Below are 21254 nucleotides of genomic sequence, written 5' to 3'. Positions count from 1 at the left end.
GGTGCGTCGGCACTGCACCGAAACGTTGAAACTATAACGACCGTTCGGTATTGTTTCCCTTCATGAGCATCACCCAAAGCCAAAGCCTCAACACCACGGCACATAACAACCGCTGGCTGTTCCTTGGCGTCCTTTCTGCAGCACTGTTTCTCATTGGGGCGGATAATTCCATCCTTTACACCGCCCTGCCGGTGCTGCGCGAACAACTCCACACCAGCGAGGTGCAGGCACTGTGGATCATCAATGCCTACCCGCTGGTGCTGGCCAGCCTGCTGCTGGGCACGGGCACACTCGGCGATAAGATTGGCCACCGCCGCATGTTTGAAATCGGCGTGGTGATCTTTGGCCTTTCCTCCCTATTCGCGGCACTCGCCCCGAGCGCAACCTGGCTCATCGTTGCCCGCGGCCTGCTCGGCTTCGGCGCGGCCACCATGATGCCCGCAACGCTGGCGCTGATCCGCACCACGTTCACCGATGTACGTGAGCGCAACACCGCAATCGGCATATGGGGTTCCGTTGCCACTATCGGCGCGGCGCTCGGCCCCGTGCTCGGCGGGTTCCTGTTGGAGCACTTCTACTGGGGTTCGGTGTTCTTGATCAACGTCCCCATTGCGCTGGCTGCGGTCATTGCCACTCAGTGGCTGGCGCCGCCAAACCTGGCCAACCCGCAGCGGCATTGGGACCTCACCTCTTCCCTGCTCGCGATGGTCACGCTCACCGGGACCGTGCTGCTCATCAAGCAATTCGCCAGCACCCACATCGATTGGGCGCACGTTGGGCTTTCCGCCGCCGCAATGCTGTTGGGCGCAGTGGTGTTCCAGAGGCGTCAGCGCCTACTGAGTGATCCGTTGCTCACCTGGGACATCTTCCGCAACCGCCTCTTTGTGGGCGGCGTGCTTGCCGCCGCGATGAGCATGTTCGTGCTCGCCGGCACGGAAATGATCACCACGCAGCACTTCCAGCTCGCCGAAGGCTTCTCACCCCTGCAGGCCGGGCTGGTGACCGCCGCAATGGCGCTGTGCGCCTTCCCCACCTCGATTCTGGGCGGGGCGAATCTCCACCGCTGGGGTTTCCAGAGCCTGATCGCGGGCGGCTTTGCGTTTATGGCCGTGGGCAGCGCGGTGGCGGCCTACGCACTGACGCAGGGAATGTTCCCGCTACTCATAGGCGGCCTCATGTTGTCCGGTGCCGGCGCCGGGCTGGTGATGTCCGTGACTTCCACGGCGATCATCGGTTCTGCACCGAAGCATCGCGCGGGCATGGCTGCCAGCGTGGAAGAGGTGAGCTTTGAGTTCGGCACCCTGATCTCCGTGGCGGCCCTGGGCTCACTGTTCCCCTACTTCTACGCGTTGCACGCCCCGGCACAGTATGCGGACGCAATGGTGCCGCAGGCGCACCAGGCCATCTCCACTTCCTACCTGTATATCCTGCTCATTGTGCTGGTGGTTTCCGCACTCAGTGCAGCGCTCACGGCGTACGCCTTCCGCGGCAACCCAAAGGAGACGGCGTATGCGCACGAGTAAGAAGGCAATGCTGCTGGAAAAGGCCATCGAACTGGTGGAGCAAGACGGCTTGGCGGCACTTACCTATGACTCCCTCTCCGCAGCCAGCGGCGTGAGCAAGTCCGGGCTGATCTACCATTTCCCCTCCCGCATGGAACTGCTGCGCGGGATGCATCAGGCGCTGGCCGAGCAGTGGGTAAGCCAGCTCACCGAAATCGCCGGCGGCCCTGCCAGCCAGGTGAGCCCCGCCGAGCGCCTGCGCGCCATGGTGCTGGTGCACGCACAATCAGCACGCAAGGCAGACTTGTTGCTCACCATCGACTCAGTGGACGTGCCCGAGCTCAATCAGATCTGGCAAGAGGCCCTGGACCCCTGGACGGTGGACCCCGCCCAGTCCCCCGAACTGGTGGCAATCCAGCTTTTGGCGGACGGGCTGTGGGTCCATGACATGGTGGCCACCCGCGCAATGAGCATCGCCGAGCGCGAGCGCGCAACACAGCATGTGCTCAGGCTTATCGACGCCGCCGTGCAGGCCGAGCACGCATAGCTGTGAGCTACCTTACTGGGTGAGGTGCGGCGCGCTCGTGGTGGTTTAAAGTTTTCTGCGGATCGGCACTCACTGCCGCTGACTGTCCCGCCTGATCCACGACCTCTAAAAAGGAGTCCCCGCGCGTGTCCCAACCTTTGGCTACCTACCCAGCCAACCCAGCCAGCACAGCCACCACAGTCCACCCAGTGGACGCAGTGCCTCCGGCGCCGCAACTCGCGGCGCTTGGCCTGCAGCATGTGTTGGCGTTTTACGCCGGCGCCGTGATTGTGCCGCTGCTGATCGCAGGTTCTTTGAACCTGGATACGGAAACCACGATCCACCTCATCAACGCAGACCTGCTCACTTGTGGCATTGCCACCTTGATCCAGGCGGTGGGCATTGGCAAGAAAGTGGGCGTGCGCCTGCCGATCATTCAAGGTGTGACCACCACCTCGGTTGCGCCGATCATCGCCATTGGTCTTTCCACCACTGACGGCCAAGGTGGCGTGGAATCCTTGCCCACCATTTACGGTGCGGTGATTGTAGCCGGCCTGTTCACTTTCTTTGTGGCCCCACTGTTTGGCCGCCTGCTGCGCTTCTTCCCTCCGGTGGTAACCGGCACGGTGCTGCTGGTGATGGGCACTTCCTTGCTGGCGGTCTCCGCGAATGACTTTGTGAACTACGCGGAAGAGGTACCCGCAACGCATGACCTCTGGTATGCCTTTGGCACCTTGGCCGTGATCATCCTGGTGCAGCGCTTCTTTTCCGGATTCTTGGGAACGCTGTCCATCCTGATTGGCCTGCTGGTGGGCACCACCGCGGCGATCATCTTTGGTCACGCCAACCTAGATGCGGTGGGCGAGGCCGCCCCGCTGGGCATCACCACGCCGTTTTACTTTGGTACGCCGCAATTCAATGTGGCGGCGATTCTTTCCTTGGTGATCGTCATGATCATTACCATGGTGGAAACCACCGGTGATGTGTTTGCCACCGGCGAGATTGTGAAAAAGCGCATCCGCCGCGACGACGTAGAGCGCGCCATCCGCGCTGACGGCATTTCCACTCTCATCGGTGGCGTGATGAACTCTTTCCCCTACACCTGCTTTGCCCAGAACGTGGGCTTGGTGCGGCTGACCGGTGTGAAGTCGCGCTGGGTGGCTGTGGCCGCAGCGGGCTTCATGATTGTGCTCGGCCTGCTGCCAAAGGCGGGCGCGATTGTTGCCTCCATTCCTGCACCGGTATTGGGCGCCGCCTCGCTGGCACTGTTCGCAAACGTGGCTTGGGTGGGCCTGCAAACCATCGCGAAGACTGACCTCATGGATGGCCGCAACGCGGTGATCGTGACCACTGCCCTCGGCCTGGCAATGCTGGTGACGTTCCGCCCGGACGTGGCCCAAGCACTGCCGCAGTGGGCACAGATTTTTGTGTCCTCCGGTATGTCCATCGGCGCCATCGCGGCGATTGTACTCAACCTGCTGTTCTTCCATTTGGGCTCGCAGTCCGGCAAGGATGTGGCCCGTGGCCGCAGCGGCGAGGGCATTTCTCTGGAGGAGCTGAACGCCATGGATGTTCAGGGCTTTGTCTCGGCTCTCCGCCCGCTGTTCAACAATGAGACGTGGCCACTGGAGCAGGCTGCGCAGGCACGGCCATTTGGGAGCGTCGAGAAGCTCCGCGAAGCGATCCAGGTAGCTGTACTTACCGCCGAACCGCAGCGCCGCGAAGCCCTCATCCAGGATTATCCCGACACCGCCCGCCTGCTCCTGGCCACCGCCGAGGAAGCGCCGGCATTGTCCGCCGAGCGTGGCACCGTGGGCATCGATGAGCTTGATGACGTGCAAAGCGCCCAAATCCAAGAGATTTCAGCGCAGTATCAGGCTCGCTTCAACATGCCGTTTGTTGCCTGCCTGAGCACCACGGACACCGTGGATTCTGTGGTGGCGCGCGGGCTGCGCCGCCTGGCGAACTCCGAGGAGCAGGAGCACCGGGTGGCACTGACGGAGATCGTGGAGATCGCGAATGACCGCTTTGACATCCTGCTTGCCAACGCCAACCCGATCCGCAGCGCGTGGGAGCGTAAGTTCAGCGAATAGCCGCAAGTTCTGCCATGCTTAAACGCATGCGCACCGATAAAAAGACCGTGTTGAGTTGGGCGCTGTGGGACCTCGGTTCCGCGGCGTTCAATGCTGTGATGATCACCTTTGTGTTCTCGGTCTACCTCATTGAATCCGTGGGGCAGCACATCACCACCGAACGCACCCCCACGAGCTGGTACGGCCTGGCAATCGGCACCGCCGGCGTGCTCATCGCCCTGCTGGCTCCGGTGATCGGCCAGCGCTCCGACGCCCGCGGCACCCGCCGCCGAGGGTTGCGCGTATGGACCGTGCTCACGGTTGCGCTGATGGCGGTGCTCTTCTTCACCGAAAACACCGCCCCCGGTTACTTCTGGTTTGGCCTGATTGTGCTGGCGGTGGCGTCCATCACCTTTGAGCTCGCTGAGGTGAACTACTTTGCGCAGCTCAACCAGGTGTCCACCAAGGAAAACGTGGGGCGCGTCTCCGGCTTCGGCTGGGCGATGGGCTACTTCGGCGGCATCTTCTTGTTGCTCATCTGCTATGTGGGCTTCATTTCCGGCGAGGGCGGTGTGTTTGGCCTCCCGACGGAAAACGGGTTCAACATTCGCCTCGTGGCACTCGTTGCCGCTGCTTGGTTCCTCCTGGCAGCCCTTCCCACGATGTTCCGCGTCCCCGAAATCGCCCCAAACCCCAACATGAAAGGCGGTTCCTACCGCGAACTTGTGGCCACCCTGCGCCGCATGTGGCGCGAGGACCGCAACTCCGTGTGGTTCCTGGCTGCGTCGGCAGTGTTCCGCGACGGCCTCGCCGGCGTGTTCACCTTCGGCGCGCTGCTCGCGGTAAGTGTGTATGGCCTGGCGGCGGACCAGGTGCTGCTGTTCGGCATCGCCGCAAACGTGATTTCCGCGCTCGGCGCGCTGGCGTCTGGATTTTTGGATGACCGCTTTGGGCCCAAGGTGGTGATTGTGGGCTCGCTGGTGGCGATGCTGCTCACCAGCGCCGCGCTGTACTTTGGTGAAGGCACCACCACCTTCTGGGTGTTCGGCCTGATCCTGTGCGCGTTTGTGGGCCCGGCGCAGACGGCCTCACGTTCCTTCCTCTCCCGCCTTGCCCAAGACCAACGCGAGGGTGAGATGTTTGGCCTCTACGCCACCACCGGGCGCGCGGTGAGCTGGATGGCTCCGTTTGCGTTTGCCCAGTTCGCCGCAATCACCGGCAACGACCGCGAGGGCATCTTTGGCCTCATGCTCGTGCTTGCCATTGGCTGTGCACTCACGTTGATTGTGCGTGATCCTTCGCGTGGTGTTGGTGCGCGTGGTGGCGGACATGCGGCTGCTTAACCTCACCCGCCGCACCCCGCGTGAGCTCCCCGCGGCAACCATCGACGTTGCCAGGGCAGCGCCTTTGGCACCGCTCGCCCCAGTAGTGGATTTGGCGGACCGCGGGCAGATCACGGGCGTGCTGGAGATCGCAGCGCGAATCGGCGAGATCCTGGTAAGCGCCGGGTCCACCTCTTCCGACGCCACCGCACAGGTCAAGGCCGTGACCGAGGCCTTTGGCCTGTGGTACGTCCACGTGGACATGACGCACAACCTCATCCGGCTGTTCGCACAGTCCGGCGAGTACACCCCCGTGGTGGTGGTCCGCGTGATCCGCCCCGCGCTGCAAAACTTCCACACCCTCACCGTGGTAGACCAACTTATTCATGACATCCTCACCGGCGCCGCCAACCCAGCCGCAGCGGCTGCGCGGCTGGATGCCCTGGACAACTCTCGAGAGCCCTTTGGGATATGGCCAGTGGCTCTGGCCTGGGGCGCCATGGGCGGCTCGGTTGCGCTGTTGATTGGAGGCTCGCTGGTCGCGGCAGCGCTGGCGTTGGTGGCGGGCGTGATCATCGTGTTGGGCAGCGACCGCCTCAGCGCACTCGGCCTGCCCCTGTTTTTTCAAAACGTCTACGGCGGCGTGGTGGCCTCCCTGCTCGCAGCGGGCGCCTTCTATGTGGGGCAGGTGTACGGTGTGGCGTTGCGGCCAAGTATGGTGGTCGCCGCCTGCATCGTTGCGATGCTCGCAGGCCTCACCCTGGTCCAGGCCCTGCAAAACCTCATCACCTCCGCCCCCATCAGCGGAACGGCACGCCTTTTCGACGCCCTCCTTGCCACCAGCGGCATCGTCGCCGGAGTGGGCATCGGCATCACCCTGTCCACGGCCCTCGGGTTCCCCCTCCCACCACTGGAAACCTCCGCCGCCCCCAACTTCGCCTCCACCTGGGTGCGCGTCCTCGGATCAGTGGGTGCCACCATGGCATTCGCCCGTGCCTGCTTTGCAAACTGGACCTCAGTGGCCGTATCCGGGCTGACCGCGGCCTTCGGCTCCAGCCTGTTCTACTACGTCTTGGTGCCCTACAACGTGCCCGGCGTGACCGCCAACGCGCTCACCGCCGTGCTCATCGGGCTCATCGGCGGCTTGCTGGCCCGCCGCTACAGCATCCCACCACTCATCATTTCCATCGCCGGCGTCACCCCGCTCCTTTCCGGACTGGCAGTGTACCGCGGCATGTACGGGTTGCTCCACGAGCAAGTACTCGTGGGCTTTTCCAACCTCACATACGCGCTGGTAGCCACCACCGCACTCAGTGCGGGCGTAGTGTTCGGGGAATGGCTCGCCCGCCGAGTGCGGATGCCGCAAAACGTGATCTCCGCCGGGCAATTTGTGCGCCGGCGTGCAGCCGCGAGGGGTGGGCGCAGTGCGGGTGCGGGCGGTGCTGTGTGAGAACGTTGTGCTGCACTTACAGCCAGCACAGAGGAACTACGTCACCGCGGCCACCCGTCATGGGCACGGTGAGGAAGGTGCAGGCGTTGTAGCCTCGGTTTTCCACGATTCGGCGAACTTCCGACCACTGCTCGCCAGTCAGCGCTTTGTTCCGGGACAGCACGAATCCGGAGAGGCGGGCGGGGTCGCCCACAATGGCCAGTGAGTACGCCTCGTCCAGGTAAGTGATCCGGTAATTCACCCGCCCATCGGGGTTTTGGAACGGAACACCGGGGAAATTCACCCGCAGGGACGCCCCGGAGCGCGCGGTGGCGGTGCCTTCAATCCTCGAATCGGGCCCCAAAAGCGTTCCGCAAGAGTTCTGTACTGAGATGGTGGTGGCGTCAATGACCCCATACTGCGCAGTAACATCACGAACGCACTGCAACGTAAAGGGCTGCGGGATCGCAGCAACCTGGTACCAGGTGCCGGCGTAGCGGTTCACATCAACTGGTGTGCTCACCTCTGGCAGCTCCTCGCCGAAAAACGAGGAACCCGCCGGAACAAGCTGTGAAGAAAGCCCACCAAGGCGGCCGCCTTCAAAAAGGTTCTGTGCCTGCGCATTGGGCGCCACAAGGAGCGCAGTCGCAGTGATGGCGGTCAGCACTGCGGTTATGGTGGATCGGACGAAGCGCATGGTGTTCAGCCTTTCAGTATTTTCAGTATTTTCAGTGGGGAGTATCAGGGACTTACTCGAACCCAAAGCGCTCTGGCGCCTGCTGGGTGGCTGTCAGCCTATCCGTTGTTCGCCGCCTGCGCGGGCAAATCGACGCAACCCTTTGCACAATTGGCCAATTTTGCAGATGCCCGCCGCCGGTTCACTGGCACCGATTTTGGTGTTGGTCGATAGCTCAAGGTAGATAGGACGGCCCGTTGGTCGATAGGACCCCGGGATTTTGGGGAAAACCGCGCCCTATCGACTTTGACCTATCGACCAACGCGAAACCCCACCCCACCGAAAGGCCAATCCCCACCGCCCCCTGGAAAGAAAAATGAGCTGAAGATGGGACTCGAACCCACAACCTACGGTTTACAAGACCGTTGCGCTACCAATTGCGCCACTCCAGCACCGGCCGGCATGTGCTGCCAACTCGGTGCAAGATGTTACAGCATATGGGGGCACCGCCGCGAATTTCTGGGCGCACTGGTGTACAAAGTGGTGTAGGACTTCACATTCAGAAAGGTTGCCCGTGGCGCATTTGCTGCAGCACCTTACGGCTCGGTGGCGCGCGGGCGGCTCGCAGCTTGCCACCATCGACGCCGTCAAGGCCGCTCCCCCTCCGTCACCACTGGCGCCGGTGGACCTTACGGACCCGGCGCAGGTGACTGCCGTTATGGATCTTGCAGCGCGCATCGGCCACATATTGTTGGCCGCGGGCACCTCCAACCGGGACACCCTGGCCCACATCCACGCGGTGACCAGCACCTATGGCCTCCACTATGCCCATGTGGACATCACGTTGAACACCATCACGCTGTTCACCACCATCGGCACGGAAACCAAGACGCCAGTGAGTGTGTTCCGCGTGGTGAGCCACATGCGCACGGACTTCTCCAAGCTCTCAGAGGTAGACCGCCTCATCCGCTCCATTCAGGCGGGCGCCACGCCACCGGAGGTGGCTATCAAGATTTTGGATGACCTCACCGCCGCCCGCCCCACCTATGGCCCCAAAGTCGCGGTGCTTGGTTGGGGCGGACTGGGGGCGTCGGCTTGCGTGCTTTTGGGCGGCAACGCCTTGGGCGCAGTGCTCTCTTTTGTACTGTCCGCCCTGATCATTGCGGGTGCGCGCTGGCTGGGCAGACAGAGTTTGCCGGTGTTTTTCCAGAACGTGTTTGGCGGGTTCATGTCTACGTTGCCGGTGGCGGTGGCGTACAGCTTGGCACGACAGGTGGGGATGGATCTACGACCGAGCCAGGTGATTGCGGCCTGCCTCATTGTGCTTCTGGCGGGGCTGACGATGGTGCAGTCGTTGCAAGATGGCATTACCGGCGCCCCCGTGACTGCCAGCGCTCGCTTCTTTGAAACCTTCCTGTTCACCGGGGCGATTGTGGCTGGCGTTGGTGTGGGCATGCAGGCCAGTGAGCTGCTGGGGATCACGTTGCCAACCATGGAAACCGGTGCACAAGCCGGCGCCGGAATTGGCTATGTGGATTCGGCAGTGCTGGTGGGAGCGGGAGTTGCCGCGAGTGCCTCCTTTGCCCTGGCTTGTTACGCGGAGTTCTCCGCAATTGTGGTCTCCGCGCTGACCGCCGCCACCGGCGCGAGCATCTACTACCTGCTGCTTATGCCCGCCGGCGTGGATCCGGTGATTTCCACCGCCATCGCCGCAACCGTGATTGGCGTGGCCGGTGGTCTTTTGGCGCGCAGGTTCCTGATCCCGCCGCTGATCACTGCTATCGCCGGCATTACCCCCATGCTGCCTGGCCTGTGGATTTACCGCGGCATGTACGCTGCACTCAACGACCAGATGCTCGTGGGCTTCACCAACGTGGCGCTCGCCCTTTCCATCTGCTGTGCCCTTGCCGCTGGTGTGGTGCTGGGCGAGTGGACGGCCCGCAAAATCCGCAGGCCAAAGGTGTTCAATCCATACAAAGCGTTCCGACGCCCCCGGCGCTACACTTTCCCAGAGCAAAGCACGGGGGATTCCGGGCTCAAGGTGGTATACAGCGACACCCCCATCACCGGCAGCTTCCCCGCCCAGGGGCTGCACGAGGACCAAAAGTAGCGTAGAATTCGGGTTTTGCACCTACTCGCCTCTTGTTATTGGAGAGATCCTTGCCACCAAAGGTCACAGATACCCGTACTACGCCAGTGGAGTCCCTGCACGCCCTTGAGGCGGAGACCGCCGCGGCGGCGCGTCGCATCGTCGCTACTTACTCCAAGGACTTTTTTGACGGCGTGACTCTCATGTGCATGCTCGGCGTGGAACCAGAGGGATTCTCCTACCGCAAGGTGGCCGCGGAGCACGAGCTCGCCAACGCGCCGAAGAAGGCAACCAAGAAGGCAGCTAAGAAAGCCACCAAGAAGGCTACGAAGAAGGCTACGAAGAAAACCGCAAAGAAGGCGGCTAAGAAGGCTACAAAGAAAACCGCAAAGAAGGCCTAAATGGCGCATTCCTTTGTGGTGGTGGCAAACCGCCTTCCCGTGGATCTCAACGTCGCGGCGGATGGCTCAACCACATGGAAAGCCAGCCCGGGCGGTTTGGTCACAGCGCTGACCCCGATCCTAGAAAAACACCACGGCTGCTGGGTGGGGTGGCCCGGCAGCGTGGACAGCTCTTTTGAGCCTTTCCACACCGACGCAGGCGTTCTGCTCACCCCGGTTCCTCTCACCGAGCACCACTTTGAGGGCTTCTACGAGGGCTTCTCCAACGCCACGTTGTGGCCGCTGTACCACGACCTCATCGTGACCCCCATCTACCGCAGGGACTGGTGGGAAACCTACCGCGAGGTCAACCTGAAGTTCGCCGAGGCCGTAGCTGAGCTCAGCGCCCCTGGTGCCACCGTGTGGGTTCAGGACTACCAGCTCCAACTGGTTCCGGGCATTTTGCGCCAGCTGCGCCCAGACTTGAAAATCGGCTTCTTCCTGCACATTCCCTTCCCCCACCCAGACCTGTTCCGCCAATTGCCGTGGCGCGAAGAGGTGGTGCGCGGGCTGCTGGGCGCGGACCTGATCGGCTTCCACCTTCCCCAAAGCGCCAACAATTTCCTGGCGCTCACCCGCCAGGTTGCCGGTGCCACGGGCTCCCATACGGGCCAGCCGGACCGCCTCCAGGTGGACGGCACCGCCAGCACCCGCGAGGTGAGCGCCCACATCACTGCGTCCGACGGCCGCCGCGTCGGCATTGCCGCCTTCCCCATCTCCATTGACACCGCTCCCCTCACCGCACTGAGTGGGAAGGCTGACACGCAGGCGATCCGCGAGCAGTTCGGCAACCCCAAGACCCTGCTGCTTGGCGTAGACCGCCTGGACTACACCAAGGGGATTTTGCACCGCCTGCAGGCCTTCGAGGAGCTCTTGGACTCCGGGGCGGTCAACCCGGAGGACTGCCTGTTTGTGCAGATCGCCACGCCTTCGCGCGAGCGCCTGGAGCAGTATCGCCAGGCCAGGGTTGAGGTGGAGGCCGCGGTGGGCCGCATCAATGGGCGCTTTGGTTCGCTGGGGCACCAGGTGGTGCATTACTTGCATCAGTCCTTGTCCAAGGAAGAGCTTGCAGGGCTGTACACGGCAGCCGACGTGATGGTGGTAACGCCACTCAAAGACGGCATGAACCTGGTTGCCAAGGAGTATGTGGCCTGCCACCCAGATGGCTCTGGGGCGCTGGTGCTCAGTGAGTTTGCCGGCGCAGCTTCGGAGCTCAGCCAGGCTTATTTGTGCAATCCTTTTGACGCAGAATCGTTGAAACGCCAGATCAAGAGCGCCATTTCCGGGCTGGGGCAGCAGGACGCGCGCCAGCGGATGAACACCATGCATGCGCAGGTCATGACCCACAACGTAGACCTCTGGGCCAATTCATTCATGGAGGATCTCAACCGTGTATAACCGCTTCCTCAGTACCGCGCTCATCACCTCCCTGGCGGCACTAAGCGCCTGCACCTCCGAAACTGAGGTGTATGGCCCAACCTGGCAGGTAACTGACCTCTACAAAGTTCCCGGCGAACCCAGCACCCTACCGGCCTCCGTGGCGGGCACGGTCACAGTGGCGTTTGGCCAACGCTCCATCGCGGGGTACACCGGCTGTGCGGGATTCCAGGCAACTTCCCTACTGAGTGAAGATCAGCTCACCATCACAGACCTCCACTTTGATGCCCCTGCCCCTGATTGCCCTACTGAGGTGCACGAGGCCATGGTGAATTTCTGGTCTTTGGCAACCTTTGAGGTTCTCCGCCCCGGCGGCGACGAGTCCCGCACGATGATCCTGCGCGAGCAAGGCAATATTGTGGATCCTGAATCAATAAAGTTGGTGCAATGAGCCTTCAAGAAACGCTAAATCGCATTGCCGCCGCCAACCGTCTGCTGGTGATCTCTGATTTTGACGGCACCCTTTCCAATTTCTCCACCGACCCCATGAATGTGCCCATCAACCAAGAGGGCATGGACGCGCTTTATGCGTTGGCGGCCATGCCCAATACCCGCGCCGGCTTACTGAGTGGCCGTGACCTGCAAAGCCTCAAAACTGTGAGCGGTGCGGGTGGCAATCTTGTACTTTGCGGCTCCCACGGTGCTGAGGAGGAGGGCCGCCCGCTCGAGATCACTCAAACCCAACGTGAGACGCTGGCCCAGGTGACTGAAGCCCTTGAGGAGCTGGTAGCTGGCACCGAAGCGCACGTGGAGCACAAGCCGCTGCACCGGGTGCTGCACATGATCAAGCTGCGTGACGACGCCGCCACCACCGCAGCCCTCACCGAGGCAGCGCTGGCACTGCAGATTCCGGGCACGGTGACCAAGCAGGGGCACTTCATCGTTGAAATTGGGGTGTCGCAGGCCACGAAGGGTTCATGGTTGCGCCAGGCTATGGAACGTTTCGGTGCTGACGCCACGGTGTTTTTGGGTGATGACCGCACCGATGAGGACGGCTTTGCAGTCCTCGGCCCACAGGACTTGGGAGTGAAGGTGGGCGCCGGGGAAACCCTGGCCAACACCCGGGTGGCCAACCCCACCGAGGTGGGAGAACTCCTGCAGGCTTTGGCTAAGGCTCGCGCGGAGGCGCAACGCTAGAGCCCCGGTGGAATGTAGTCTCTAGGATCTCTACCGTGCGCTTTTCGGGCGTCGGCTCCCCGATCAGTGAGTGCAGGAGCGCCGCCGCGCGCTCCCCTTTCAGCCGATTCGGCTGGATCACGGTGCTCAGTCCTTTGGCCAGGGCTGGGGCAATGCCGTCAAAGCCCGTCACGCTGAGCTGATCCGGTACGGAAATGCCGTGGTCATTGGCGTATTCCAGTACCCCGAGCGCCATGGTGTCCGTGGTACACAGCACGGCGGTGAGCTCGGGATGGGTCTCCAGGAGTTCCTTGGCCGCGGCGTAGTTGTTTTCCCGGTCGTTGATGTAGCGCTCCACTACTGGGACACCCTTGGGGTGGATGCCGGCGGCGGCGAACACCTCTAGGGCGCCCTGCACGCGGGCGCGCTGCACGTGATGCTTGGCTTTCTCTAGGCGCTTAGCGGTGACTGGGCCGTTGTTTGGGGTGGGGTCGAGGCGGATGCAAAGGATGCCGATCTTGGTGTGCCCCGCCTCAACGAGTGCCTGGGCAGCGGGGCTGATGGCGGTGAGGTCATTGATTCCCACAAAGGGAGTGCGGGGTTCATTCGTGGGTTGATCACAGACAACCACCGGCAGGCCGCGGGTGAGGGCGGCTTCCAGGTGGGGGTCGCCGGCGGCCACTGAGTAGACTACAAAGCCGTCCACCACGGCGGAGTTGACGATCTGCCGGGCGCTGATGGGGTCTGAGGCAGACTCTGGGCTGACCGGCACCAGGGTGAGTGAAGTCTGGTTGTCCGTGGAGGCAGAGGCCATGCCCGCGAGGAAATCCACGGATGCGCGGTCTTCAAAGGCGTAGGTGAGGCGATCCGTAAACAGTACCCCCACACTACCCACGAATTTTGTACGCAATGAACGGGCCGTGGGGTCTGGCCCTGGGTAGCCCATACGCTCCGCGGTTGCCAAAATCTCCTCCCTGAGTTTGCGTGAGAGCTGCTCAGGGTGGTTGTACGCGTTAGATACCGTGGTTCGCGAAACGCCTAAGGCCGAAGCGATGCTGGCCAAAGACGGACGCTGCCTGCCTTTTGAAACCATACATTTACCCTAGTTCAACATGGGCGGAAGCCTTCATGGTATTTCAATAGGTTTTCAATTGACAATTATTATCAATAGGGGTTAAATCGGTGCTCATGCGTACCACAGTCACTCTTGCAGCCCTTGCCCTAGCCCTGAGCGCATGCCAGGCGTCCACCCCCGCGGACTCCACCCAATCCACAACCTCCGCGGCTACCGATGCCTCCACGCAGGCCCTCACCATCGTCGCCAGCACCGCGATCTGGGCGGACGTAGCAAAGGAAGTGGTGGGTGAAGACGACGCAGCAATCTCCGCCATCGTCACCGGTAACTCCATCGACCCACACACCTTTGAGCCCACCGCGCAAGATATCGCAGCGGCACAGCAGGCAGATATCGTGCTCGTCGGTGGCGGCGGCTACGATGCCTGGCTCTACAAGGCCGTGGACCAATCAAAGGTGATCTCTGCGATGGACCTCACCACACACGATCACGAGCATGAGCACGATCATGAGCACGAGCACGAGCACGATGCCGAAGGCAACGAGCACATCTGGTACGAACTCCACGCCGTGGAGGAACTAGCCCACAGCCTGGCCGAGCGCGCCACCGAGCTGGCCCCGGAGGCCACCGTGGACACCGCTGAGTTCGGCGAACAGCTCGAGGCCCTGGAACAGCGCCTGTCCGCACTCCCGGAGAAGCGCGTGGTGCAAACTGAGACGATTGCTGACTACCTGATTGCGGATTCCTCCCTGCAAGAGGTCACCCCGGAGGGTTACCGCAGCGCAACACTTTCCCACTCAGAGCCTTCTGCTGCGGACTTGGCCGCGATGTTGGAGATGATTTCCGGCGGCCAGGTGGACATCGTGGTGTTCAACCCACAGACCCAAACCGATACTGCGCAGCGCATCCGCGAGGCAGCCGAGGCCGCAAACGTGCAGGTTGTTGAGGTGTACGAGACGCCTTCCGAGGGCGAGTCCTACCTGGAATTCGTGACCTCCGCCATCGAGCGCCTTGAGGCGGCAACGCGGGCTTAGCGTCGCCTAGACTGTCACTGTGCTTTCCTTTACTCACGCCGCGGTAGCACCCCTTTGGTCCGACCTCGACCTCACGGTGCACCGCGGCGAATTCATTGCCGTCTTGGGCCCCAACGGCGTAGGCAAATCCACGCTGCTGCACACGGTGCTGGGCACCCGGGCGCTCACCGCAGGCGAGGTGCGTACCGACGCCCGCATCGGCTACATCCCCCAGCAGCGAATGTTTGAGGACATCCCTGTCCGCGCCCGTGATCTGGTGGACCTGGCGCTGAACCACAAGCCCGCCTGGTGGCGTCGGAAATCCGAATCCGGCAGCTCCCTTGAGCTGCTTGAATCGGTGGGGGCGCTGGGCCTTGCGGATCGGCGCGTCGGCTCGCTTTCCGGCGGGCAACAGCAACTCATCCGCCAAGCTCAGGCACTTGCTTGCGACCCCGAACTCCTGCTGTGCGACGAGCCGCTGCTCTCCCTGGACCTCAACATGCAGGAGAAAGTGGTGGGAATGCTCGCCGAACGCAGGCAGACCAAAGGCACGGCGATTTTGTTTGTGACCCACTCCATCAACCCCGTGCTGCAACATGTGGACCGGGTGCTGTACCTGGGGCCGCACGGCCACCGCATTGGCAGCGTGGAGGAAGTGATGACCTCCGAATCCTTGAGCGAGCTCTATGGTTCCAAGGTTACGGTGGTTCGCGTGGATGACCGGCTGGTGGTGCTCTAAATGATCGCAGATACGTTTGCGCTTCTCGGCGTGGATTTTGTGCAGCAATCGTTGATCGCCGCGGCCCTGCTTGGCGTGGTCTCCGGCGTGATGGCCCCGCTGATCGTGATGCGCCGCATGAGCTTTTCCGTCCACTCCACCTCTGAGCTAGCCCTCATGGGCGCCTCCGGCGCGCTGCTGTTCGGGCTGAACGTGGGCTTCGGCGCCATCGCCGGCGCAGTGGTGGCCGCGGTGGTGCTGGGACTGTTGGGGACTAAGCGCCAGGACGCCACCGTGGGCGTGGTCTTGAGCTTTGGCATGGGCCTTTCCGTGCTGTTCATCCACCTCTACCCCGGCAACTCTAACGCCGCGCTTTCCCTGCTCACCGGCCAGATCGTGGGTGTGCGCTCCTCCAGCGTGTGGGCGCTGGCCGGCGTGACCGCTATTGTGCTGCTCGCCTTTGCCCTGTGGTGGCGCCCACTGCTGTTTGCGGCAACGGACCCGATCATGGCCAAGGCCATGGGCGTGCCGCTGGGGCGCTACAACATGCTCTTCGCGGTGCTCGTGGGCCTGGTTGCGGCGCAGTCCGTGCAGATCGTGGGCGCGCTGCTGGTCATGGCGCTGCTCATCACGCCCGGCGCGGCGGCGGTAGAAATCACCGATTCCCCACGCAGGGCAGTGCTTTACTCACTGCTGTTCGCGGAGGTGGCCGCCGTGGGCGGTTTGGTGCTGTCTTTGGCGCCGGGCCTGCCAGTGAGCGTGCTGGTGACCAGCGTGAGTTTTGCCATCTACCTGGTGTGCCGCGGGATTGGCTGGGCGCGTAATCGCCGCGCCACCAAAGATCTTGTACGCTACGCCCATGCGCCAACATCTCATTGCCACCCAGAACGGGACTGACCTGCTGCTGTACTTCCACGGCTCGCAGCAATCCGCGCGGGTGGCACGCCGCTTCACCAACCGTAGCTTTGAACACATCCAGGCCACAGTGGTCTATCCGGAGGGCGTGCACCGCCACTGGAATGATTCGCGCAAGACCCTCCCGGAGCGCACCAGGGAGCTCGGCACTGACGACGTCTCCTATATCCAAGACCTCATTGCCCACATCCCTCATGAGCGCGTGTTCGCCGCCGGCTATTCCAATGGCGCGCAGATGATCATCCGCCTGCTCCATGATGCTCCCGGCCTCCTAGCCGGCGCAGCGCTCATCGCGGGTACCATGCCCACGCCGGAAAACTTCCTCTCCACGGCCCAGGGCTGGATACCCACCCCGATCCTCACGATGCATGGCACTGAGGATCCAATCGCGCCTTTCGACGGCGGCAGCGCAGGCTCCCGCGGCGCCCACCGCAGCTTTACGGACTCCAATCTGTACTTTGTGCAGCACAACGGCCTCATGCCAAAGCCCCGCCACACAAGGAGGCAGGGCTTTGATGTGTATGACTGGGCAGGTGAGGCCCCCGTTCAGGCCTGGGTGCTCAATGGCGTAGGCCACCACGTACCCACCACCAGGCCGGTGGCCTCACCGTTTTTAGGGCCGGCGAGCACGCACTTTGTGGCGGCGGAGGCGATCGCGCAGTTCTTCGGCCTGGGCTTTAGCCTTGACGGCGCTGGCGGGCAAACTCGCTGAGCACCACGCCGGCAGCCACGGAGGCGTTGAGGGATTCCACCCAGCCGGCCATGGGGATGGACATGATGACGTCGCACTGCTCGCGCACGAGGCGGGAAATGCCTTTGCCTTCTGAGCCGACCACGATCAGGACCGGGCCGGTGCCGTCGTAGGTGTCCAGGGTGTGCTCACCGCCGGCGTCGAGGCCCACCACCTGGTAGCCGTTTTGCTGGAACTGCTTGATGGTGCGGGTGAGGTTGGTTTCCTTGGCCACCGGCAAGCGCGCGGCGGTGCCCGCGGAAGTGCGCCACGCAACGGCGGTCACGGAGGCGGAGCGGCGTTCGGGGATCACCACGCCGTGGCCACCAAAGGCCGCCACCGAACGAATCACCGCGCCGAGGTTGCGGGGGTCGGTGATGTTGTCCAGCATCACCACCATGCCTGGGGTGCCGGAGTCGGCCACACGCTCCATGAGGGTGTGCGCATCGGTGTACTGGTACGGCGGGATTTGCAGACCAATGCCCTGGTGCATGCCGTTGCCAGTCATGCGGTCCATCTCATGGCGCGGCACCTCGATGATGGGGATGTTGCGGGTGAGCGCCATCTGCAGTGCTTCGGAGAGGCGGTCATCGTTGCGGGTGCCCTCCACCAGGTACAGGGCGGAGGAAGGCACCTTGGCATGCAGGCACTCGATCACCGGGTTGCGGCCCACCACCATCTCATCTTGTTCCTTCACATGGCGGCCGCGGTCACGCCGCTCCCGCTCCAGTTTGCGCTTGTGCGCTGCGTGGTACACGCGGTCCTCGGCCTTGGGCGTGGGCCCCTTGCCTTCCAACCCGCGGCGACGAACCCCACCGGAGCCTTTGACGGCGCCCTTCTTGTTGGTCTTGCGCAGACCAGGGCGGTTAGTTTTTGATCCCATTCAATAATCCTCAAAGTTGTGTTTCGGAAAGCTCCCAAGTGGGGCCCTCCGGGGTGTCCACCACGCTGATGCCGGCGGCCTGGAGACGATCCCGCACCGCGTCTGCCCTGGCCCAATCCTTGGCCGCCCGGGCGTCGGTGCGCTCCTGAAGCGCCGCGGTAATGAGTGCGTCGAGGGCAGACATGGCGGCGTCGGATTGCTGCTGGCTGGTGTCCTCCCACTCAGTGGGGTCGATGCCAAGCACCTTGGTCATGGCGCGCAGCTCCCCGGCGATCCTGCGCGCGGCGGTGGCGTCACCGGCAGCGAGCGCGCTGTTGCCCTGGCGCACATGCCCATGAATTACTGCCAGCGCCTTAGGCACGGAGAGGTCCTCGTCCATCGCGGCTTCGAACTCCTGCGGCCAGGCCGTGGCCTCAACATTGCCGACGCGCCCAAGGAAGGCTTCAATGCGGCGATACCCGGCGGCTGCCTCTTGCAGCGCGGCTTCGGAATACTCCAGCATGGAACGGTAGTGGGCGCTGCCCAAGTAATAGCGCAGCTCAACGGGACGCACCAGCTCCAAAATATTGGGCACGCTGAGTACGTTGCCCAAAGACTTGCTCATTTTCTCACCGCTCATAGTGACCCAGTGGTTGTGCATCCAGTACTGGGCAAAACCGTCACCGGCCGCGTGAGCCTGGGCAATCTCGTTCTCGTGGTGCGGGAACTGCAGGTCAAGGCCGCCACAGTGGATGTCGAACTCCCCACCCAAATACCAGGTGGCCATTGCCGAGCACTCCAAGTGCCACCCTGGGCGCCCCGGACCCCAAGGGGTGGGCCACGAGGGTTCGCCGGGCTTCGCAGCCTTCCACAGAGCAAAGTCCTGCGGGCCGCGCTTGCCCAGGTTGTCCGTCTCCCCTTGCTCCATCTCCTCCAAGCGGTTGCCGGAAAGATGGCCGTAGTCCGAGTGCGGGGCCGCGGCCCAGGCGGCCACATCAAAGTACACGCTGCCCTGCGCCTCATAGGCAAAGCCGGCATCAATGAGCCGCTGCATGTACTCCACCATCTGAGTCATGTGCCCCGTGGCGCGCGGCTCCACGGAAGGCGGCAGCACTCCCAAGATGTTGTAGGCCTTGGTGAACTCGCGCTCATAGGTGGAAACCCACTCCCACCAGGGGCGATTATGCTCGCTGGCCTTGGTTAAGATCTTGTCATCAATATCCGTCACGTTGCGCACAAACGCCACATCCAAGCCCTTGGCCAGAAGCCAGCGGCGCAGGATGTCAAAAGCCACGCCGGAGCGCACATGCCCAATATGCGGCTGCGTTTGCGGCGTTGCACCACAGAGGTAAATGGAAGCGTGCCCCTCGCGCAGGGGAACAAAATCTCTCAAAGTGCGGGTGGCGGTATCAAAAATCTTCAAGGTCACGCCGCTCAGTCTAGTTGCCACACCACAGCGGTGGCTATTGCGGCTCGCCCTTCCTCACGGCCAGTGAAACCCAAACGATCCGTTGTGGTTGCAGAAACACTCGCCGGCGCGCCGAGGATCTCCCCAATCACTCGCTCCGCCTCCTCACGGCGCGGGCCCATCTTCGGCGTTTGGGCCACCAACTGGCACGCCACATTTCCGATGGTGAAACCCTTCTCACTCAGTAGCGCCTTACATTCGGCCAGCAGGCGGGCGCCGGAGGCGCCTTGGTACTCCTTGCGGCCAACGCCCACAAAGGAACCGAGGTCGCCCAAATTCGCGGCGGAAAGCAATGCATCCACGATGGCGTGGGCTACTACGTCGCCGTCTGAGTGCCCCTCGCAACCGTGGTCCTCCGGGAACTCCAGGCAGGCGATGAAGCAGGGCTTACCTTGTTCAATCTGGTGGGCGTCCGTAGCCACACCTACGCGGGGAATGATCATTGGTGCTCCTGAGCATCGATGAGGGTTTGGGCCAACAAGAGGTCCAGCGAGGTGGTGATTTTAAAAGCCAGAGGGTCGCCCTCCACGCACTCCACTGGGATGCCAGCCCATTCCATGAGGGAGGCGTCATCCGTGGCTTCAAAGCTGCGCTGGGCAAAATACTTGGCATTAACTTCACGCAACGTGCGCAGGTCAAAGGCCTGGGGAGTTTGCACCGCCCGCAGCGTGGAGCGGTCCGGGGTGGACTGTACCGTTAACCCGCACACTTCCTTGATGGTGTCCGATACCGGCACCACCGGGATCACAGCGGGCGCCTGAGCGGCGGCGACGCGCGCGATCATCGCTGGGGGTGTGAGGGCCCTGGCAGCGTCGTGAATCAGCACCCTGCCCTCCTGGGCCTGGATTGCTTTGAGGCCTTCCCAAACGGAGTCAGCGCGCTCCCCGGCGCCATACACGATGCGCGCGCGGGCGCCGATTTCCGCCTTGACCTGTGCTTCCATCTCCGGGCGGATGATCACCAGGATCTCCTGGATTGCCCCGGAGGCCTCCATCGCCGCCACTGAGTGATCGAGCAGCGTTCGGCCGGCGAGGCGAACCATCGCCTTGGGCATGTTGGCGCCCAGGCGCGTGCCCTGGCCGGCTGCTGCGATAAGGGCAAAGGTCACGGAGTTAATCTTCGTCGTCGAAGTTGAGATCATCGAGGTCTAAGTCGGCGTCATCGTCCGCGAGCTGCGTGGTGGGCTCGGCAACGCCGTCCGCGCGCTGACGTTCGATGGTGGCGTTGACCTCCTCCATAAAGGCATCGGCCTTGGCGTCATCCACGTTTTCCGCGAGCGCTAGCTCACCCACCAACACCTGACGAGCCTTGGCCAGCATGCGCTTCTCACCGGCGGAAAGACCACGGCCCTGATCCCGGCGCCACAGGTCACGCACCACCTCAGCGACCTTGTTCACATCACCGGAAGCAAGGCGTTCCTGGTTGGCCTTGAAACGGCGGGACCAGTTTCCAGCCTCCTCCACGTCCGTCTCCCGAAGGAAGCCAAAGACACGCTGGAGACCTTCATCATCCACCACATCGCGCACGCCCACGAGCTCGGCATTTTTGGAGGGGACGCGGACCACAAGGTCGGATTGGTGAATCTGCAGGACCAGGTACTCCAGGGTCTCCCCACCCATCTCCCGGTGCTCGATAGCCTCAATGACAGCCGCGCCGTGGTGTGGGTACACAACGGTATCGCCGACCTTGAATTCCATGCATCTACTCCCTTGCTGGTTCGTAACTCGCCAATGCTACCACGACCATGGAAAACGCGCCCTTAAAAGGCTCGAAAACCCCTACACCGAAAGTTTGCCCCCGTTTGCCGGAAACTAGATGTGAGGGGCCAACAAATACTAGAGTTAAGAACGATTTACGCCACCTT

Annotated in this window: 21 protein-coding genes and 1 tRNA gene; 14 read left to right on the top strand and 8 right to left on the bottom strand. The window is 62.7% G+C overall.

Features of this window, described 5'->3' with window-relative positions; translation table 11 throughout:
• The first annotated feature begins 62 nt into the window (after positions 1-62).
• From NQ018_RS07810 to NQ018_RS07790, 5 genes are all read left to right on the top strand, one after another.
• Entirely contained in the window at positions 63-1523 is a 1461-nt protein-coding gene (locus tag NQ018_RS07810) for an MFS transporter (RefSeq protein WP_257060180.1), read from the top strand.
• Complete coding sequence (locus NQ018_RS07805) at positions 1510-2049, top strand: TetR/AcrR family transcriptional regulator (protein ID WP_257060179.1); 540 nt, start codon at positions 1510-1512, stop codon at positions 2047-2049. The genes NQ018_RS07810 and NQ018_RS07805 overlap by 14 nt, the downstream gene beginning before the upstream one ends.
• A 125-nt stretch (positions 2050-2174) precedes the next feature.
• Positions 2175-4121, top strand: a complete 1947-nt coding sequence (locus tag NQ018_RS07800) for a solute carrier family 23 protein (protein ID WP_257060178.1) — start codon at positions 2175-2177, stop codon at positions 4119-4121.
• A gap of 26 nt (positions 4122-4147) precedes the next feature.
• Positions 4148-5443 carry an MFS transporter gene (locus NQ018_RS07795; RefSeq protein WP_257060176.1) on the top strand — a complete coding sequence of 432 codons (1296 nt, stop codon included), beginning with the start codon at positions 4148-4150 and terminating at the stop codon, positions 5441-5443.
• Positions 5430-6872, top strand: coding sequence for a threonine/serine exporter family protein (locus NQ018_RS07790; RefSeq protein ID WP_306428987.1), 1443 nt, complete (start codon positions 5430-5432; stop codon positions 6870-6872). Before NQ018_RS07795 ends, NQ018_RS07790 begins: the two co-directional genes overlap by 14 nt.
• Before the next feature lie 16 nt (positions 6873-6888).
• On the opposite strand, the gene NQ018_RS07785 is transcribed toward NQ018_RS07790, so the two are convergent.
• Both NQ018_RS07785 and NQ018_RS07780 read right to left on the bottom strand, forming a co-directional pair.
• On the bottom strand, positions 6889-7548 hold the full coding sequence (locus tag NQ018_RS07785) for a lipocalin family protein (RefSeq protein WP_257060172.1): 660 nt from the start codon (positions 7546-7548) through the stop codon (positions 6889-6891).
• A gap of 358 nt (positions 7549-7906) precedes the next feature.
• Positions 7907-7979 (bottom strand) — tRNA-Thr (locus NQ018_RS07780).
• 122 nt (positions 7980-8101) lie between these two features.
• Between NQ018_RS07780 and thrE the strand changes: the two genes are divergently transcribed.
• The 5 genes from thrE to otsB are packed head-to-tail and all read left to right on the top strand — an operon-like array spanning position 8102 to position 12630.
• Entirely contained in the window at positions 8102-9637 is a 1536-nt protein-coding gene (gene thrE, locus NQ018_RS07775; protein ID WP_368734692.1) for a threonine/serine exporter ThrE, read from the top strand.
• A 50-nt stretch (positions 9638-9687) separates the two neighbouring features.
• Entirely contained in the window at positions 9688-10017 is a 330-nt protein-coding gene (locus NQ018_RS07770) for a hypothetical protein (RefSeq protein ID WP_257060169.1), read from the top strand.
• Complete coding sequence (locus tag NQ018_RS07765; RefSeq protein ID WP_257060167.1) at positions 10018-11454, top strand: alpha,alpha-trehalose-phosphate synthase (UDP-forming); 1437 nt, start codon at positions 10018-10020, stop codon at positions 11452-11454.
• A complete protein-coding gene (locus NQ018_RS07760; protein WP_257060165.1) occupies positions 11447-11884 on the top strand; it encodes a hypothetical protein in 438 nt (145 codons plus the stop codon). The genes NQ018_RS07765 and NQ018_RS07760 overlap by 8 nt, the downstream gene beginning before the upstream one ends.
• Entirely contained in the window at positions 11881-12630 is a 750-nt protein-coding gene (gene otsB / locus NQ018_RS07755; RefSeq protein WP_257060163.1) for a trehalose-phosphatase, read from the top strand. Before NQ018_RS07760 ends, otsB begins: the two co-directional genes overlap by 4 nt.
• On the opposite strand, the gene NQ018_RS07750 is transcribed toward otsB, so the two are convergent.
• Positions 12602-13702 carry a LacI family DNA-binding transcriptional regulator gene (locus tag NQ018_RS07750; RefSeq protein ID WP_257060160.1) on the bottom strand — a complete coding sequence of 367 codons (1101 nt, stop codon included), beginning with the start codon at positions 13700-13702 and terminating at the stop codon, positions 12602-12604. The genes otsB and NQ018_RS07750 overlap by 29 nt on opposite strands.
• Before the next feature lie 95 nt (positions 13703-13797).
• Here NQ018_RS07750 and NQ018_RS07745 point away from each other — a divergent pair, with 95 nt between their 5' ends.
• The 4 genes from NQ018_RS07745 to NQ018_RS07730 are packed head-to-tail and all read left to right on the top strand — an operon-like array spanning position 13798 to position 17042.
• Positions 13798-14718: a metal ABC transporter solute-binding protein, Zn/Mn family gene (locus NQ018_RS07745; RefSeq protein WP_257060158.1), complete on the top strand. Its 921-nt coding sequence runs from the start codon at positions 13798-13800 to the stop codon at positions 14716-14718.
• Between the two features lie 19 nt (positions 14719-14737).
• Entirely contained in the window at positions 14738-15436 is a 699-nt protein-coding gene (locus NQ018_RS07740) for a metal ABC transporter ATP-binding protein (protein WP_257060156.1), read from the top strand.
• The gene (locus tag NQ018_RS07735; RefSeq protein ID WP_257060153.1) at positions 15437-16312 is read left to right on the top strand and encodes a metal ABC transporter permease; all 876 of its coding nucleotides are present in this window, start codon (positions 15437-15439) and stop codon (positions 16310-16312) included. It abuts the gene before it with no gap.
• A complete protein-coding gene (locus NQ018_RS07730) occupies positions 16275-17042 on the top strand; it encodes a CE1 family esterase (RefSeq protein ID WP_257060151.1) in 768 nt (255 codons plus the stop codon). Before NQ018_RS07735 ends, NQ018_RS07730 begins: the two co-directional genes overlap by 38 nt.
• On the opposite strand, the gene rlmB is transcribed toward NQ018_RS07730, so the two are convergent.
• From rlmB to NQ018_RS07705, 5 genes are read right to left on the bottom strand one after another with little or no spacing between them, the layout of a single operon-like run.
• Entirely contained in the window at positions 17008-17943 is a 936-nt protein-coding gene (gene rlmB, locus NQ018_RS07725) for a 23S rRNA (guanosine(2251)-2'-O)-methyltransferase RlmB (protein WP_257060150.1), read from the bottom strand. The two genes, NQ018_RS07730 and rlmB, sit on opposite strands and share 35 nt — an antisense overlap.
• Before the next feature lie 10 nt (positions 17944-17953).
• Positions 17954-19351, bottom strand: coding sequence for a cysteine--tRNA ligase (cysS, locus tag NQ018_RS07720; RefSeq protein ID WP_257060149.1), 1398 nt, complete (start codon positions 19349-19351; stop codon positions 17954-17956).
• Positions 19352-19356: 5 nt separating this feature from the next.
• Positions 19357-19833 (bottom strand): 2-C-methyl-D-erythritol 2,4-cyclodiphosphate synthase, encoded by a 477-nt coding sequence (gene ispF / locus NQ018_RS07715; RefSeq protein ID WP_257038964.1) that lies wholly within the window; start codon positions 19831-19833, stop codon positions 19357-19359.
• Positions 19830-20531: a 2-C-methyl-D-erythritol 4-phosphate cytidylyltransferase gene (ispD, locus tag NQ018_RS07710; RefSeq protein WP_257060148.1), complete on the bottom strand. Its 702-nt coding sequence runs from the start codon at positions 20529-20531 to the stop codon at positions 19830-19832. Before ispD ends, ispF begins: the two co-directional genes overlap by 4 nt.
• The gene (locus tag NQ018_RS07705) at positions 20503-21087 is read right to left on the bottom strand and encodes a CarD family transcriptional regulator (protein WP_257060147.1); all 585 of its coding nucleotides are present in this window, start codon (positions 21085-21087) and stop codon (positions 20503-20505) included. Before NQ018_RS07705 ends, ispD begins: the two co-directional genes overlap by 29 nt.
• Positions 21088-21254: the final 167 nt, after the last annotated feature.

The sequence above is a fragment of the Corynebacterium kozikiae genome, assembly GCF_024580965.1.
Classification (GTDB): domain Bacteria; phylum Actinomycetota; class Actinomycetes; order Mycobacteriales; family Mycobacteriaceae; genus Corynebacterium; species Corynebacterium kozikiae.
This window is presented reverse-complemented; position numbering and strand designations above follow the sequence as displayed.

Excerpts from the sequence above, each read along its gene's own strand:
- NQ018_RS07810 (WP_257060180.1), top strand. The coding sequence starts at position 63 with ATGAGCATCACCCAAAGCCAAAGCCTCAACACCACGGCACATAACAAC.
- NQ018_RS07805 (WP_257060179.1), top strand. The coding sequence starts at position 1,510 with ATGCGCACGAGTAAGAAGGCAATGCTGCTGGAAAAGGCCATCGAACTG.
- NQ018_RS07795 (WP_257060176.1), top strand. The coding sequence starts at position 4,148 with ATGCGCACCGATAAAAAGACCGTGTTGAGTTGGGCGCTGTGGGACCTC.
- NQ018_RS07790 (WP_306428987.1), top strand. The coding sequence starts at position 5,430 with ATGCGGCTGCTTAACCTCACCCGCCGCACCCCGCGTGAGCTCCCCGCG.
- NQ018_RS07785 (WP_257060172.1), bottom strand. The coding sequence starts at position 7,548 with ATGCGCTTCGTCCGATCCACCATAACCGCAGTGCTGACCGCCATCACT.
- NQ018_RS07765 (WP_257060167.1), top strand. The coding sequence starts at position 10,018 with ATGGCGCATTCCTTTGTGGTGGTGGCAAACCGCCTTCCCGTGGATCTC.
- otsB (WP_257060163.1), top strand. The coding sequence starts at position 11,881 with ATGAGCCTTCAAGAAACGCTAAATCGCATTGCCGCCGCCAACCGTCTG.
- NQ018_RS07750 (WP_257060160.1), bottom strand. The coding sequence starts at position 13,702 with ATGGTTTCAAAAGGCAGGCAGCGTCCGTCTTTGGCCAGCATCGCTTCG.
- NQ018_RS07745 (WP_257060158.1), top strand. The coding sequence starts at position 13,798 with ATGCGTACCACAGTCACTCTTGCAGCCCTTGCCCTAGCCCTGAGCGCA.
- NQ018_RS07735 (WP_257060153.1), top strand. The coding sequence starts at position 15,437 with ATGATCGCAGATACGTTTGCGCTTCTCGGCGTGGATTTTGTGCAGCAA.
- NQ018_RS07730 (WP_257060151.1), top strand. The coding sequence starts at position 16,275 with ATGCGCCAACATCTCATTGCCACCCAGAACGGGACTGACCTGCTGCTG.
- rlmB (WP_257060150.1), bottom strand. The coding sequence starts at position 17,943 with ATGGGATCAAAAACTAACCGCCCTGGTCTGCGCAAGACCAACAAGAAG.
- ispF (WP_257038964.1), bottom strand. The coding sequence starts at position 19,833 with ATGATCATTCCCCGCGTAGGTGTGGCTACGGACGCCCACCAGATTGAA.
- ispD (WP_257060148.1), bottom strand. The coding sequence starts at position 20,531 with ATGATCTCAACTTCGACGACGAAGATTAACTCCGTGACCTTTGCCCTT.
- NQ018_RS07705 (WP_257060147.1), bottom strand. The coding sequence starts at position 21,087 with ATGGAATTCAAGGTCGGCGATACCGTTGTGTACCCACACCACGGCGCG.